Source organism: Sporosarcina sp. OR05, assembly GCF_041414805.1.
Taxonomy (GTDB): Bacteria; Bacillota; Bacilli; order Bacillales_A; family Planococcaceae; genus Sporosarcina; species Sporosarcina saromensis.
On the sequence record NZ_JANKJL010000002.1, the window covers coordinates 455,009 to 469,951 of the forward strand.

At 39.6% G+C, this 14,943-nt stretch carries 16 protein-coding genes and 1 riboswitch; of the genes, 15 read left to right on the top strand and 1 reads right to left on the bottom strand.

All coding sequences use genetic code 11. The features are described 5' to 3' along the window. Positions 1 to 40: 40 nt before the first annotated feature. The 3 genes from NRI27_RS06490 (at position 41) to NRI27_RS06500 (ending at position 2,795) form a co-directional block, all read left to right on the top strand. Entirely contained in the window at positions 41 to 568 is a 528-nt protein-coding gene (locus NRI27_RS06490; RefSeq protein WP_371389985.1) for an RNA polymerase sigma factor SigX, read from the top strand. Next, positions 569 to 1,786, top strand: coding sequence for a hypothetical protein (locus NRI27_RS06495; protein WP_371389986.1), 1,218 nt, complete (start codon positions 569 to 571; stop codon positions 1,784 to 1,786). Positions 1,787 to 1,866: 80 nt separating this feature from the next. Continuing rightward, positions 1,867 to 1,999: riboswitch (FMN riboswitch) on the top strand. Positions 2,000 to 2,210: 211 nt separating this feature from the next. Further along, positions 2,211 to 2,795, top strand: coding sequence for an ECF transporter S component (locus tag NRI27_RS06500; protein WP_317941540.1), 585 nt, complete (start codon positions 2,211 to 2,213; stop codon positions 2,793 to 2,795). Between the two features lie 131 nt (positions 2,796 to 2,926). Here the strand turns inward: NRI27_RS06500 and NRI27_RS06505 are convergent, their stop codons facing one another. Continuing rightward, a complete protein-coding gene (locus tag NRI27_RS06505; RefSeq protein WP_317941539.1) occupies positions 2,927 to 3,181 on the bottom strand; it encodes a ferredoxin in 255 nt (84 codons plus the stop codon). A gap of 109 nt (positions 3,182 to 3,290) precedes the next feature. Here NRI27_RS06505 and NRI27_RS06510 point away from each other — a divergent pair, with 109 nt between their 5' ends. The 12 genes from NRI27_RS06510 (at position 3,291) to rpsA (ending at position 14,826) form a co-directional block, all read left to right on the top strand. After that, entirely contained in the window at positions 3,291 to 4,343 is a 1,053-nt protein-coding gene (locus tag NRI27_RS06510) for a YpbB family protein (protein WP_371389987.1), read from the top strand. After that, complete coding sequence (locus tag NRI27_RS06515; protein ID WP_371389988.1) at positions 4,330 to 5,766, top strand: RecQ family ATP-dependent DNA helicase; 1,437 nt, start codon at positions 4,330 to 4,332, stop codon at positions 5,764 to 5,766. Before NRI27_RS06510 ends, NRI27_RS06515 begins: the two co-directional genes overlap by 14 nt. Positions 5,767 to 5,845: 79 nt before the next feature. Further along, complete coding sequence (locus tag NRI27_RS06520; protein WP_371389989.1) at positions 5,846 to 6,550, top strand: LysM peptidoglycan-binding domain-containing protein; 705 nt, start codon at positions 5,846 to 5,848, stop codon at positions 6,548 to 6,550. A 66-nt stretch (positions 6,551 to 6,616) separates the two neighbouring features. Next, positions 6,617 to 7,390: a metallophosphoesterase gene (locus NRI27_RS06525; RefSeq protein WP_371389990.1), complete on the top strand. Its 774-nt coding sequence runs from the start codon at positions 6,617 to 6,619 to the stop codon at positions 7,388 to 7,390. A gap of 52 nt (positions 7,391 to 7,442) precedes the next feature. Next, complete coding sequence (locus NRI27_RS06530) at positions 7,443 to 8,408, top strand: YpdA family putative bacillithiol disulfide reductase (RefSeq protein WP_371389991.1); 966 nt, start codon at positions 7,443 to 7,445, stop codon at positions 8,406 to 8,408. A 76-nt stretch (positions 8,409 to 8,484) separates the two neighbouring features. Continuing rightward, entirely contained in the window at positions 8,485 to 9,162 is a 678-nt protein-coding gene (gene prsW / locus NRI27_RS06535; RefSeq protein WP_371390066.1) for a glutamic-type intramembrane protease PrsW, read from the top strand. Between the two features lie 296 nt (positions 9,163 to 9,458). After that, positions 9,459 to 10,196: a spore cortex-lytic enzyme gene (gene sleB, locus NRI27_RS06540; RefSeq protein WP_371390067.1), complete on the top strand. Its 738-nt coding sequence runs from the start codon at positions 9,459 to 9,461 to the stop codon at positions 10,194 to 10,196. 55 nt (positions 10,197 to 10,251) lie between these two features. Beyond that, the gene (locus tag NRI27_RS06545) at positions 10,252 to 11,538 is read left to right on the top strand and encodes a PepSY1/2 domain-containing protein (RefSeq protein ID WP_371389993.1); all 1,287 of its coding nucleotides are present in this window, start codon (positions 10,252 to 10,254) and stop codon (positions 11,536 to 11,538) included. An 84-nt stretch (positions 11,539 to 11,622) separates the two neighbouring features. Further along, positions 11,623 to 12,261, top strand: coding sequence for a flagellar brake protein (locus NRI27_RS06550; protein ID WP_317941531.1), 639 nt, complete (start codon positions 11,623 to 11,625; stop codon positions 12,259 to 12,261). An 89-nt stretch (positions 12,262 to 12,350) separates the two neighbouring features. Continuing rightward, positions 12,351 to 13,025, top strand: a complete 675-nt coding sequence (cmk, locus tag NRI27_RS06555) for a (d)CMP kinase (protein ID WP_371389994.1) — start codon at positions 12,351 to 12,353, stop codon at positions 13,023 to 13,025. Continuing rightward, positions 13,025 to 13,606: a lysophospholipid acyltransferase family protein gene (locus NRI27_RS06560; RefSeq protein WP_317941529.1), complete on the top strand. Its 582-nt coding sequence runs from the start codon at positions 13,025 to 13,027 to the stop codon at positions 13,604 to 13,606. The genes cmk and NRI27_RS06560 overlap by 1 nt, the downstream gene beginning before the upstream one ends. A gap of 80 nt (positions 13,607 to 13,686) precedes the next feature. Continuing rightward, positions 13,687 to 14,826, top strand: coding sequence for a 30S ribosomal protein S1 (rpsA, locus tag NRI27_RS06565; protein WP_371389996.1), 1,140 nt, complete (start codon positions 13,687 to 13,689; stop codon positions 14,824 to 14,826). The last annotated feature ends 117 nt before the right edge of the window (positions 14,827 to 14,943 follow it).

Here is a 14,943-nt window from a genome sequence, read left to right on the forward strand (position 1 = left end):
TGTCTTGAAACACGACTAATGTAATGAACGGGGGGATTTCGTGGATGACTCCGTGTTCCACCGGTTATATGAGCAATATCATCACGACGTATTTAACTTCCTCATCTATTTGACTGGTGATCGTCACCAATCCGAAGATTTGATGCATGAAGTTTATGTTAGGGTGTTACGTGCGTATGCCGGTTTTGAAAGGAAGAGTTCCGAAAAGACATGGCTTTTTTCAATTGCTAAAAACGTAGCGATTGATCATTTCAGAAAGAAAGCGGTAAGGCAAAAACACCATTTTGATCAGTTTGACTGGGAAGAAAGTGTACTTGTTTCCTCCACTGGTTTGCCTGATGAAGTCGCTGCATTGAATGAAGATATGCAACAATTATTGCGTGTGTTAAATACTTGCACAGGCGATCAAAAGATGGTAATAATTCTTCGCTATTTCCAAGAACTATCAATTGCAGAAACAGCGGAAACGCTTGGTTGGTCGGAAGGAAAAGTTAAAACGACTCAGCACCGGGCGATAAAAGTGCTTCAAAAGAAATTGAATGCTCTTTCGGAAGAAGGGGGAAGATAAATGTCTGGGAACGAATGGAATGACGATAAACTTGAAAAACTTCTTCATTCAATGCCGAAAACAAAAGATGAGCGATCTGCTGATGACATATTAGCGCGTTTGAAGAAAGACGAGCGACTTGTCCCTGCTCGTCAACCGAGACGGAAAAAATGGATGCCTGGTTTCATTGCAGTTGCTGCGATGCTTGTCTTAACATTACTGGTACCATCGTTTTTAAAGGGTGGATTCGAATTATCGGACACCAGCATGGAAATGAGCGAAAAATCTGCACCTCAAAACGGTGAATCAGTCGATACTGCTCAATTTAAACAAAGCGCAGAAGAGTCTGAAACGATGGAGGAGCCTGCGACGCGAAATGCGATTCAGGCGGACTCACCAACTACTTTTATGGCTGGAAAGGGAATGCAAAGTCATGTTGTTCTTGAAAACGATACGGATGGAATGAAGTTATTTACAATAGGATTAGTCCATGTTGTAGATGTTGTACCGATAACATTTTTAATTCCTACCGAATTGATTCAATCAGATATCTCTTCCGAAAACGTCAACAGTGTGGAGCTTTACAATCATTATGCGAAGTTGATTGATGAGGAAGGACTTGGTTTTGAAGACTACCATCCTTATAAGGGGAAGATTTCTTTCCAAGGTAATACGGTTATTCACCAAATGCCATCTGAGCATGAATATGACATGTCGCCGACAACAATTGGTGCGTACACTTTTTCTGCAATCGCATCGTTTCCGGATTTTAAGGAGATGAAAGTAGTCGATGACAAGAATGAGCCTGTTGTTTTTGACTATATCGGTGAAGCGATGGAGGTAACACTTAAGAGGCCGTCTGCTTTTTACAAATACACTGTCAACGAGGAACAATCGTACTTAATCCCTTATGAGAATAGGAAGCTCGATGAAATTCAGGAAGCATTATTGGCGATGAAAAATCCTGAAAATGATATTGTGACTTCCGTTATCCCATCATCTGTGGACTATACAATCCAAGAAACAGATGATGTTGTAACAGTTTCTTTTAAACAGTTATTGGATTTAGATGCTTACCCTCCTAACGAAATACTCGAAATGGTGGAAGCGTTCATGTTAACAGCAGCTAGTTTTGACAAACAAATACAATTGCACAACGTAAAACAAGAATATTTTGAGCGATATACGCTTACAAAACCATTGCCGAAACCCGTTGCAGCCAATCCGATTGTTTGGTGAATAGAGGAAGACTGAATTGTAAACAATACCGTTTACAAATCAGTCTTTTTTCTATACAATGAAATAGTAAGTTAATATTGATTCATCTTCGGGGCAGGGTGTAATTCCCGACCGGCGGAAATAGAAAAGTAATTTTCTTAGCCCGCGAGCTTAACAGCTGATTCTGGTGAGATTCCAGAGCCGACAGTATAGTCTGGATGGGAGAAGGTGAAGGTGCAGCCGTCTTTTTGTGTTGTCTACAAAAAGGGTGCTTTCTTAAGTATGGGTGAAAATAGAGTCACAGGCTCTATCTACAACCCTCTATTTAATGACGCCTTAAACTCTCCCTAAAGCATGTAATTGCTTTAGGGTTTTTTCATAGACACACATTATACGGTCAAACCTTTCCTCTTTTGAAGTGAATCGCAAAAGGAGAGAGGAACAAGTGAATAACAAGAAACTACGAAAGATGATTCTCATCGCTATGCTTGGGAGCATTTCAACGGTGCTTATGCAGTTGAACTTCCCATTGCCAGCATTGCCGCCATTCCTGAAAATCGATTTCAGTGAAGTGCCAGCCGTGGTTGCAATTTTAACGATGGGACCAGTTGCAGGAATTGCAGTTGAACTGCTAAAAAATATCTTGTATTGGTTTTTATCGGGAAGTCCGACAGGTGTACCGGTTGGCGAAATTGCAAACTTTGTAACGGGCGTACTTTTCATCATGCCAATTTACTGGATCTTTAAAAAGGTCCAATCGACAAAAGGCTTGACAGTTGGCCTTATTGTAGGAACACTGTCGATGGCTGTCGGTATGAGTGCACTGAATTATTTAGTATTCCTACCGATGTATGTCTATTTCTTGAATATGCCACCTTATACAGGGGAAGCGTTGTTCAACGTAATTGTGCTTGGTATTCTACCATTTAATCTAATTAAAGGCGTCATGCTAATGGTTATCTCTTTGTTATTGTACAAAAGTATGAGCAAATGGATTGATCAGCAACAGCGGAAATTGACGCTTCAATAAAAAAAGCTGTCTAGAAAGTGTGAAAACACTATCTGGACAGCTTTTTTCTATGTGCGGTTATTCATTTGAAGTAGTGGTGACAATTGGACTGCCGACCTCAGTTATGTAAGGGGCGTATTGCCCCTAAAAAATTAATCTTCGTATTTTAACGGATCGCCTTCAAATGGAGCATCCGCGACTTTAATTGAATCAGTAGGGCAACCATCAAACGCATCTTCCATATCTTCCATCAGTTCTTCTGGAACTTCTGTATTACCCGTGTTATCATCTAAAATAACGTAAGCGATTCCTTCGTCATCATAATCGTAGATGTCCGGTGCAGCAGCTCCACAAGCGCCGCATGCAATACATGTATCTTGGTCAACAATGGTGTATTTCTTAGACATAGACGTTCTCTCCTCTTTTCTCCGCACTATCTATTTAGTTCCTTTACTATTCTAAAGCTGTTTTCGTAAGTTTTCAACCTAAAAACATCTCAATGAGGAGGAATTGGACTTGAACTTGTCAACAATCCTATTATTCATCATAGAAAAGATGTCCGGGCAACGTTCAATGAATGCAAGCCTACACATTATTCGTGGGAAGAAATCTGGTCAAACCCTCCAAGATGTAGACTATTTCAATAGTAAGCCTTACTTTGGTATTTGGCCGAAAATTCGACAAGATTTGTTCAACGATGCAATAGAAGAACTATTTGAAGAGGGGTTCATTTGCGCGCAAGACGAATTTATACACGTAACAGAAAAGGGTCGGCAGGCAATTTCAGCGGTAGCCCCATATCAGTTTAAAGGTTGGGATTATCGAGGGAAAGAAATGGTGTTCTTTGGTAGAGTGGCGTTAGTAGTGCAAACGGTGTCGCATTTACGTGATGGAATTAGAACGTTTGTGCCTATGCGAAGTGAAACGGAGATACAAATGTTCGTTAAAAAGCTGATTCTTCAGCAATCGATCTCCAGACAGCAATTAGGCGCTTCTCTAAGGGAAGAACTGATTTTAGCCATTAATAATTGTGGAATGACGGACAGACAAAAATATCTGTTTTCTTATCGTCTAGCTGGGAGCGGGATGTCTGCAAAAACATGGGAGCAGCTAGCTTTAACAATGGAGTCGCGTGTTGACGAAGTATATTTACTATTCATCGAAAGTTTACATAAGTTGCTTCCTCTTGTTGAAAAGAACAAGGAAGACTATCCATTACTTCATCAGTGTACAGCCGATGTGAAAGTGCACACCTACTTGACTGATTCTGCGTATCGGACGAAAAAAATGTTCGACAACGGTTATTCTATGAAGGATATTGCGACAATGCGTCAATTAAAGCAAAGTACCATTGAAGATCACTTTGTAGAAATGGCGCTGAACGATAGTAAATTCCCAATTCGTCACTTTGTGGGCGAAGAAGCGATTGAGGCAGTGCAAAAAAAATCAGAAGCATTGCGAACGAAAAGGCTAAAAGTATTAAAAGATGAGTTTGAGGAGTTGTCCTATTTTCAACTTCGTCTTATATTAGCAGTGCAGAAAAGAGGCATGAAGAATGAATTTGCATGACGCTTTAAAAAAACATTTTGGCTATGATCACTTCAGACCGGGTCAACAAGCGATTGTCGAAAATGTTTTGCGAGGTCAGGACACAATTGGATTATTGCCAACAGGAATGGGCAAATCTCTTTGCTATCAGTTGCCTGGATACTTGATGGAAGGAACGGTGCTGATCATTTCGCCTCTTGTCTCATTAATGGAAGACCAAGTCATGCAAATGAAAAGAAACGGAGAAAAACGAGTAATTGCACTGAATTCTTCCTTGGTGCATGAGCAAAGACAAAAAGCCTTTCGGCGACTCGCAGACTATAAGTTTATCTTCACTTCTCCTGAAATGCTGTCACAATCTTTCATTGTTGATGTATTCAAAGAAATGAACTTGGCATTAATTGTGATTGATGAGGCGCATTGCATTTCACAGTGGGGATTTGATTTTAGGCCAGACTATTTACGTATTCGTGAATTTCTTTCCATCATTAACAGGCCAGCCGTTTTGGCATTGACGGCAACTGCGGATCAAAAAGTGCTTGAAGATATTCCTTTTTATTTACAAATGATAAATCCGATAATCGAACGTCAATCTTTGGATCGACCGAACATTGCCTATTCGGTCGTACAGCTTGAATCGGTCGCGGATAAAACAGAATGGATTAAACGGCGACTCCTCTCCACAACAGGTCCAGGGATCGTATATGCTCCTTCAAGGAAACGAGCGGATGAATTAGCGATCACCCTACAATCAATTGGTGTTCATGCCCAATCCTATCATGCCGGAAAGGAACAAGATGACAGGTCAATCATCCAAGATCAGTTTTTAAACGGTGAAATTGATTGGGTTTGTGCAACAAATGCTTTTGGTATGGGTGTACATAAAGAAAATGTACGACAAGTCATTCATGATCAGTTGCCAGCTACAGTTGCAGGTTACATACAAGAAGTGGGAAGGGCGGGTAGAGATGGTCGTCAATCGGTAGCCACTTTATTGTATACACCTGCTGATGAGCGTCTGACCAACTTTATTATCCAAACAGACTTACCGAGTGAGGAAGAGGTTATCCATTATGCGAAATTGTTAGAAAAAGGGGAAACTCAAACAAACGCAGCCCGTTTTTCGGGTTTGACAGACACAGCGTTAAGGGTAATTGAGTATTATAGGGAACGATGTTCAACAGAAGAAATCATTCAGAAATTCAAAATGCTTGCTATACAAAAAGATGAACAGCTGAAAAAGATGTTAGCACTCGTACATTCTACTACATGTTTACGTCGAACAATTTTGGCATATTTTAATGAAAATATTGTTACGAATTCAAGAGATTGTTGTACGGTTTGTGGTCTGTCGGATATGGAATGGTTAGCAAATATCGTTCAAAAGGATGAACTGCAAGCAAAACAACGTTGGGATGAAAGAATTACAAGTCTTCTTACCTAACAGCTATGATCTCCGTTTACTTTTCCGACAAGATTCGTCATAATAGTACCAAGAGCAAGATGGATAGGAGAATTTGTCGATGAAAAATAGTGATTATAAAGTAGATTTCGAGGAACATCGAAAAGAAATAGAACTGGATGAACAATCTGATGCAATCTTGCCCTCTCGCCTTGAGCGGCATGGGAAACGGAAGAAAAGTAAGCAGAACCGTTCATCAAGCCATACGATGATTAATGTCATTTTAGGTGTTTTTACATTTATCCCTGTGTTGATATTTGTCTTTGTCATCTATAATTTTTATTTTGGATCAGATAGTAGTTCAGCAAGCGAAGATTCAGATTTCCGTGTGGAGAATAATACAAGCAGTTCGATTGACAAGAATACATCTAATTCAGGTTTATTAGGTACGGATGATAAAAACGATGATAGTGATGCAGAAGAAGAAGAAAGTGAAAAAGAAAGTGAAAAAGAACAACAGGCAGAAGTGCCCCCAACGACTTCCGATAAAGACAAACCTGTTGTGAACAAACCACAAAGCCCAGCTAACCAGGACAAAGAAAAGCAAAATGCTACTCAATCGAAAGAAGAAACAGATAAGGTGGAAAAAAAACCTGCTGCTCCTGCTAGCTCAACTACGCATACCGTAGCTGAAAACGAAACTTTGTATCGAATATCGATGAATTATTATGGAAATGATAGTGGTATTGAAAAAATCAAATCAGCTAACGGTTTGTCTTCGAACGAAATCAGAGTAGGGCAAAAATTAATCATCCCCAAAAATTAATTCTAAAAAAGAAGGAATGAAGAGGCAAAGGTAGGTTCTTTGCCTTTTTCTTATGGTAGGTGTGTAATGAAAATTGTATGGAATAGTATGCTAATTGCATTGGGTGTGTTTGGAAGTATTTTTGCTTATATGTACGCTCTTGCAAATCGGAAACAAGTCAAGCAGCATGCATTTAGTGTTAAAACTGATCAATTCGAACAGAAACAACTAACACTATTTTTTATATCCGATATTCATCGACGAAAAATTGATGAGCGCTTATTAAATAAGATTAGGAAATTTGGTCCCATTGACATGGTTATAATAGGTGGGGATTTGGCTGAAGGTGGCGTACCTGTTGCGCGGATAGAAGAAAATGTAGAAAAACTCTCTATGTTAGGCGAGCTATTTTTCATTTGGGGGAATAACGACCGTGAAGTCGGTGAAGACGTCATTCGACGTATACTCCAACGTCATGGGGGTACTCTGTTGGAAAATAGTGCAAGCGGGATAGCGAGTCATCCAACTTGGTGTCTATGTGGAACGGATGACCCTTCAAGCAATAATGTAGATATCAGTAGGGCCTTACAAAACAGTCATCGATACAAGCATCTGATCGTTGCGACACATTCTCCAGTTTTATTCCGAAAAGTGAAAGAATATGTACAACCAGATCTTATGCTTGCGGGTCATACACACGGTGGCCAAATAAGAATCGGGCGTTTTGGTTTACATCCATTAGGGAAATTTACCGTTTCAAACGCAAAAGCTACATTAATCAGTAATGGATATGGTACGTCAATTATTCCGTTACGATTTGGAGCGAAACCCGAATGTCATATTATTCGGATAAGATACTAACCAGTGGACAGTCCAAATAGGTCTTTTTGGCAAAGGAAAGGAACGATGAAGCATGAATAACCTAGACGCGATTGTCATCGGTGGAGGCCCCTGTGGACTCTCCGCCGCGATTGAATTACAAAACAAAGGCTTACATGTCATTGTTATAGAAAAAGGAAATGTTGTAAATTCATTGTATCGTTACCCGACACATCAAACGTTTTTCAGTTCAAGCATTAAATTATCGATTGGAGACATTCCTTTTATAACAGCGAAAGAAAAGCCGAAACGAAATGATGCACTCGTCTATTATCGTAAAGTGGCTGAATTAAAAGGCTTGAACATTCATAGTTATGAAACTGTTGTTAGTGTAGAGAAGCAAAATGACAGTTTTCAAGTTGTGACGGACAAAGATTGTTATCAAGCGAAGCACGTTATCGTAGCTACGGGGTATTATGACCATCCGAATACATTAAATGTACCTGGAGACGATTTGCCAAAGGTGTACAGCTATTTTAAAGAAGCTCATCCTTATTTCGGGAAGCATGTTGCCGTTATTGGCGGAAAAAACTCCGCTGTCGATACCGCAATTGAGTTAGTAAGAGCTGGTGCGAAAGTGACAGTCATCTATCGAGGTTCAGTCTATTCTCCTAGCGTAAAGCCGTGGATATTACCTAGCTTTGATAGTTTTGTAAGGAATGGAGCGATAACGATGCATTTTGAAGCTAGCGTTGTGGAAATTACACCTACTTCTCTGGTATTCAAAAAGGATGGGACGCTTCATACAATTGATAATGACTACGTCTTCTCTATGATCGGTTACCATCCAGATTACAATTTATTATCGAACATGGGCATCACCATTGATGAACGAACAGGTAAACCCGATTATGACGAAGAAACAATGGAAACGAATGTGCCTGGTTTATACATTGCTGGTGTGATTGCAGCTGGTAATAATACGAATGAAATATTTATAGAGAACGGTCGCTTACATGGTAGTCTACTAGCGAACCATATTAGTGGGAAGAATGCGTAACTGGCATAGCAAGAAGTGGTTTTCTCTAGTATGCTAGATGCGTGATATACTATTAGGGAAGGGAGACCGTTGCGTGATGATTATTTTGCTGACAGTTGCGATTGCACCAGGATTGGCGCTTTTCAGTTATTTCTATTTAAGAAAACAAATTGCAAAAGACCCATCCCGTACACTCTTTCATACATTCCTTTATGGAGCGATTATGACCTTTCCGATTATGTTCATCCAACATGTGTTTGAAGAAGAACATATTATTGAAAACGAATTTTTTCGAAATGCGCTCTTCACAAGTGGATTAGAGGAGTTTTTCAAATGGCTTATTTTGATTATAGCGATTTATAAACACATTGAATTCGAAGACGCCTATGACGGAATTTTGTATGGTGCAAGTGTTTCATTAGGATTTGCCACAGTAGAAAATATTTTGTATTTATTTACGTTCGGATTGGATACAGCTTTTATTCGAGCATTATTACCTGTTTCAAGCCATGCATTGTTCGGAGTTGTGATGGGCTATTATATAGGGAAAGCAAAATTTGCTACAGCTAAGAGTCAAAAAGGTATGTTATTCTTCGCCTTTTTTGCTTCGTTTATTTTACACTTTATCTATAACGGTATATTAGGCGTCAATGATCATTCGCTGTACTTAATCATTCCGTTTATGTTGTTTTTATGGTGGTTTGGTTTGACGCGTGTTAAGTATGCACATACATTTGCAATGCAACAATTTAGGAAAAAAGCACAAGTGAAATAAGATATGCAGGTAGTAATTTATCCAAAGTCTTAAATGAACTTTCGATATATTTCTTAGAGTTTTAGTTAATCACCGGATTTTTGAGTTAACGTGTTCGAAAAGTATACTTGTTGATAAATGGATATTTAATGCAGCTGGTAAGTATAAACACCTTTGTGATCCTGTCATATGACAGGATCTTTTTTTTATGCCATTCAATTTATAAAAAGAATAATCTTGGACAAACTGAAAAAAAGGAGGGTATGAAATTGAAAAAACTAATACTTAGCATGTTGACAGGTATTTTATTAGTAGGAATGACGTACACGACTGCCCCTATTCAAATTGAAGCATTCAGCTCCAGGGATCTTGCGAAAGGGGCAACTGGGGACGACGTCATCGAGCTGCAAGCAAGATTACAATATATCGGGTTTTATAACGGAGAAATTGATGGGAAATTCGGTTATGGAACCTATTGGGCTCTCCGTTCATTTCAAGAGAAGTACGGAATGCCGATCGACGGTATAGCAGGGACGCTAACGAAGAAGAAATTAACTGCGGCATCGTCCTATGACGAAAAGTTTGTGAAAGACAATATTAAGAAAGGCAATCAATTCACCCATTATGGTGGTAAGCCACTTGCTTCCCAAGTAAAAGAAGGTGGAGGAAAGAAGGAAAACATCCATTTGCCTTCCAAATACTCTGAACAAGATTTGAAATTGATGGCAAATGCAGTTTATGGTGAAGCGAGAGGTGAGCCTTATGAAGGGCAAGTTGCCGTAGCTGCTGTCATTCTAAACCGCGTTGAGCATCCTGATTTTCCCGATACAGTAGGGGGTGTAATTTTTCAGCCTGGTGCATTTACGGCTGTTGATGACGGTCAAATTTGGTTGACTCCGAATGAACGGGCGAAAGAAGCTGTTCTCGATGCATTGAATGGTTGGGATCCTTCCGAAAACTCCATTTACTATTTTAATCCTATTACTGCTACGAGCAAATGGATTTGGTCAAGGCCACAAGTTAAAAAGATTGGTTTACACATTTTCTGCCATTAATAAATGGGTGAAAGGAGGATTGGAATAGCTCTATGTAAGAGCTGTTTACGACAAAATGAAAAAAACAGTATTTGTTTTAGTTTATGCGTTACTCGTTGTCGGGGTATTTGCTTATAACAAGTCCGCTGAAAATGAAAATTTATCACTCGCTTTAAGTAATCAGTATGCGCAAAAAATGGCAGATGCTTCTGAGAAACTGGACGAATTGGATTCCGCAGTGAAACAGACATTACTCTTTAACGCTTCGGATGGTTCCAAGGAAGCAAAAGACGATATATGGAGATTGTCATCGGACATAAAAAATTCAGTCGCATCATTGCCGCTGGATACAAGTTTTTCAACAACGTGGATGAATTATCTTGGGCGAATCGGCAATTACGCGAAAGAAGCGCAGCAATCTGAAAATCCGGATGAATATTATAAGGTCATGTCACAAGCATCCAAAAACTTAGGTGATATGAAAAATGAATGGAGAGTCGCAACAGCCAGTCTTGTTGAAGGTCAATACTCTGTGGATGAGTGGACAGAAAGGTTGAATGCTACGAATCCTGACTTCGACTGGATGAAGATGAGTCAATCGATTAAAAGTTATACTGAAAGTGATTTTCCTTTAACCGCAAGTGAATCGGATGCGATGAAAAAGAGGGAATTAAAAAACATCGACGAACCAAAAATCACGCAAGACCAAGCTGTGAAAAGGTTTCAAGGTCTCTTCCCTCAAGTGTCCAATGATGTTATCGGTGTGGAAATGAGTAAACCCGGCTCCCCATTTCCATTTTTCCACATTCGCTTCACGGATGGTGAATCTATTGGCTATATTGATATTACAGAAAAAGGTGGGCATGTCTTATCTTATTTAGCTGAACGTCCGTTTGGGAAAGAGAACTTTTCTTTTGAAGAAATTAAAAACAAAGCTGAAGACTTCTTGAAACGAGCAGAATATACAGATCTTGTCTATGAAGAAGCGCGAGAAAATAGTACGTCATGGCATTTAGTTTTTGTGCGTAAAGAACCGTTTTACGGGGCGAAAGTGTTTTCTGATGTAATTCATTTAAAAGTCGCGAAAGACACAGGGGGCATTATTGGCTTAAATGCCGCTGAATACATTCAAAAAGAAAAATTGCACCGCCAAGCAATTGATAAAATCGATTGGAAAGAGTTTTTCCACAATGATGTGAACATTGTACGAAACGAACTAGCTTACGTAGAAAATGAACGTTTTGAACAAAGGCTTTCGTATTACTTAACGGTTACGCGAGATGAACACGGTCATACAGGTACGTACAATGTAATTGTAGATACTGAAAACAAAGAGGTTATTAAAACGGAGAAACTGGATTAGTCCAAATGGATTAAAAAACAATATTGGAATTTTTGCCTACTCATGACATAATAGGATTAACTATTATAAGGTAGGTGTACCAGCATGCGTTTAAAAGTGGGTACCACAGTGACAATTGAAAAAGATTTCATCGAGGATGGAGAAAAGTATAAAAGCAAAGTCGTTGATTCTGGAGAGGATTTTGTTTTAATAGACTATCCGTCCCATATTGAAACGAAACGAACAGCTTTTTTCATGGATGGTACGCAATTGCTCATTTCATTTATTGACAACAAGTTATCGTATGTATTTAAAGCAGAAGTGACAGGCAGGATGAACAAAGGTATACCAATGTTAAAATTGTCTTACCCGGGAGACAATGAGTTGTTAAAAATTCAACGTCGAGAATTTGTGCGTGTTGAAACAGCAATAGATGTTTCAATTGATTTTGACGGAGTGTATCGTCAATTTGTTGCCGAGGATATTAGTGCAGGTGGTATTGCGATTAACTTGGGATCCAGTGAGTCGTTAGAGGAAGCGCAACTCGTGCCTATGACAATTGTACTGCCGTACGTTAATGATGAAATTAAATATATCCAATCAAAGGCGAAAGCTGTACGAATATGGGAAAAGGACGGACGAAGAATTGCTTCGATGCAATTTACAGATATCGATCTGCTAGATCGGCAACATATTATCCGTTTCTGTTTTGAAAGACAAATCAAAGAACGGATGAGTAAATGATCAGATTTGGGGAAAGTCCTGTTTACAATGGGACTTTTCCCATTTTTATATGATACAATGTTTTCGAATTGAATTCGGGGGTAGATGATATGTTAAAAGGGATTACAATTGCAATTGATGGTCCTGCAGCTGCAGGGAAGAGTACGATTGCAAAAAGGATTGCTAAAAAACTAGGTTACACTTACATCGATACAGGAGCAATGTATCGAGCATTGACGCATAAAGCGATTGTACAAGGCATAAATATGGATAGTGACAATGAATTATCCGACTTATTAAGGCAAACAGAGATTGTGCTATTGCCGGTAAATGACACGCAAGCAATCCTGATTGATGGTGAAGACTGTACGGAGGAAATTCGGTCACAGTCAGTTACTGCGGGTGTTTCTAAAGTGGCAGCGCATGGCACTGTTCGTAAACTGATGGTTGAAAAACAACGCGATTTAGCTGCTGGGATGGGCGTAGTTATGGACGGTCGAGATATCGGTACAGAGGTGCTTCCTGACGCTGAAGTAAAAATTTTTATGACTGCTTCGGTTGATGAGCGTGCAGAAAGACGCTTTATAGAAAATACGAAACGGGGTATCCATACACCTTTGGAAGAATTGAAACAAGCGATTGAAAACCGTGACAAGGCAGATAGTGAGCGGGACATTTCTCCATTGAAGAGGGCGGAAGATGCTATATTAGTAGATACAACCTCCATGTCAATTGAAGAAGTAGTCGATGAAATCGTTGAAATCGCAGAAAAGAGGATGTACTGATGAATTTATATCCTTTTGGCAAGTTTCTCGTTAGTACGATCTTTTATCCTTTATACCGTATTAAAGTGACAGGTGTAGAAAATTTCCCTAAAGACGGTGGTGTTCTTCTTTGTGCGAACCATATTGACAATTTAGACCCGCCTGTAGTCGGAATTACAGCCCCGCGCACTGTCCATTTTATGGCGAAAGAAGAATTGTTTCACGTACCGATCCTAAAATCCATTTTACCAAAAGTTCAAGCATTTCCAGTGAAAAGAGGAATGAGTGATCGGGAGGCTTTTCGTACCGCATTGAAGCTGCTCAGAAGTGGCGAGGTTGTTGGAATGTTCCCTGAAGGGACAAGAAGTAAGACGGGCGAATTAGGAAAAGGTCTTGCTGGAGCTGGGTTCTTTGCATTAAAAGGAGAAGCGGTCGTAATGCCGTGTGCAATCATTGGTCCTTACAAACGATTTAAACGTTTACACGTCGTTTATGGCAAGCCGATTGATATGACTCCGTATCGTGAACGTAAAGCATCTGCAGAAGAGGTGACCGAAGTAATCATGCATGAAATCCAAACCCTTTTGAAGCAAAACAAATAATTTGATAAGGTGAATTTTTTGTTTTTATGAATCGATTCGAATAATATAGAGATAGGATTCATTATGGAGGAGGACTACATATGACGGAAGAAATGAATTTGGATGCAATGAACGGGTATAAAGAGGGTGACCGTGTCACAGCGACTGTGACGAAGATTGAAGATAAATCGGTAATGGTCGAAATTTCTGGTGCACCGTTTGACGGTGTCATCCCAATAAGTGAACTGTCAAGCCTTCACATTGAGAAAGCATCGGACGCTGTGGAAGTAGGGGACGAGCTTGAATTGATCATTACAAAAGTGGAAGATGAAAATTATGTATTATCCAAACGAAAAGTCGATGCGGAAGATGCTTGGGACTCTCTTGAGGAAAAGTTCCGGAACGAAGAGACCATTGAAACTGAAGTGAAAGATGTTGTAAAAGGTGGACTCGTTGTAGATCTAGGTGTAAGAGGATTCATTCCTGCCTCACTCGTCGAAGATCATTTCGTGGAATCGTTTGATGATTACAAAGGACGTACAATGGAATTCAAGATTGTTGAAATGGACAAAGAAAAAAACAGACTAATTTTGTCCCATCGAGCAGTCCTTCAACAACAAAAAGCTACGAAGAAAGACGAGATTCTTGATGAATTGAAAGAGGGTCAAGTCCTTGATGGTACTGTACAACGGATTGCTTCTTTTGGGGCTTTCGTTGACATTGGTGGTGTTGATGGATTAGTTCACATTTCACAAATTTCCCATGAACATATTGATAAAGTTTCTGATGCAGTCAAAGAAGGCGATCGAGTGAAGGTGAAAGTCCTTTCTGTAGATCGCGATGCTGAGAGAATTTCATTATCCATCAAAGAAACATTGCCGGGACCGTGGGATGGGATTGAACAACGGGCAACAATTGGTTCGACGCTTGAAGGAACCGTTAAACGCCTCGTATCGTATGGGGCATTTGTCGAAGTGTTCCCTGGAGTTGAAGGCTTAGTTCACATTTCAAGAATTTCTCATCAGCATATCGGTACTCCACATGAAGTGTTGGAAGAAGGACAACAGGTTGCAGTAAAAGTTGTTGATGTAAATGCAGATGAGAAGAGACTCTCTCTGAGTATTAAGGATTTATTGGAGAAAGAGGAAGAAGAATCTTTTGACGGATATGAAATGAAAGAAGAATCCGGCTTCTCAATTAGTGACGTCATTGGTGATCAATTAAAAAAGTTCACAGAATAAATTTGACGGATTTATGAACATTTGTCAATGTGGCAAAACTGTGGGTGATGGTGCTTGCATAGGCATCATCGCCTTTTTTGTGTATAATAGCACAAGAGATATACTGGAAGGGTGTTA

What these genes read in the sequence shown, in the direction of transcription:
- rpsA (WP_371389996.1), top strand. Translation starts at nt 13,687, where the DNA reads ATGACGGAAGAAATGAATTTGGATGCAATGAACGGGTATAAAGAGGGT.
- sleB (WP_371390067.1), top strand. Translation starts at nt 9,459, where the DNA reads ATGACGTACACGACTGCCCCTATTCAAATTGAAGCATTCAGCTCCAGG.
- cmk (WP_371389994.1), top strand. Translation starts at nt 12,351, where the DNA reads ATGTTAAAAGGGATTACAATTGCAATTGATGGTCCTGCAGCTGCAGGG.
- NRI27_RS06550 (WP_317941531.1), top strand. Translation starts at nt 11,623, where the DNA reads ATGCGTTTAAAAGTGGGTACCACAGTGACAATTGAAAAAGATTTCATC.
- NRI27_RS06505 (WP_317941539.1), bottom strand. Translation starts at nt 3,181, where the DNA reads ATGTCTAAGAAATACACCATTGTTGACCAAGATACATGTATTGCATGC.
- NRI27_RS06515 (WP_371389988.1), top strand. Translation starts at nt 4,330, where the DNA reads ATGAATTTGCATGACGCTTTAAAAAAACATTTTGGCTATGATCACTTC.
- NRI27_RS06530 (WP_371389991.1), top strand. Translation starts at nt 7,443, where the DNA reads ATGAATAACCTAGACGCGATTGTCATCGGTGGAGGCCCCTGTGGACTC.
- NRI27_RS06545 (WP_371389993.1), top strand. Translation starts at nt 10,252, where the DNA reads ATGAAAAAAACAGTATTTGTTTTAGTTTATGCGTTACTCGTTGTCGGG.
- NRI27_RS06520 (WP_371389989.1), top strand. Translation starts at nt 5,846, where the DNA reads ATGAAAAATAGTGATTATAAAGTAGATTTCGAGGAACATCGAAAAGAA.
- prsW (WP_371390066.1), top strand. Translation starts at nt 8,485, where the DNA reads ATGATTATTTTGCTGACAGTTGCGATTGCACCAGGATTGGCGCTTTTC.
- NRI27_RS06525 (WP_371389990.1), top strand. Translation starts at nt 6,617, where the DNA reads ATGAAAATTGTATGGAATAGTATGCTAATTGCATTGGGTGTGTTTGGA.
- NRI27_RS06560 (WP_317941529.1), top strand. Translation starts at nt 13,025, where the DNA reads ATGAATTTATATCCTTTTGGCAAGTTTCTCGTTAGTACGATCTTTTAT.
- NRI27_RS06495 (WP_371389986.1), top strand. Translation starts at nt 569, where the DNA reads ATGTCTGGGAACGAATGGAATGACGATAAACTTGAAAAACTTCTTCAT.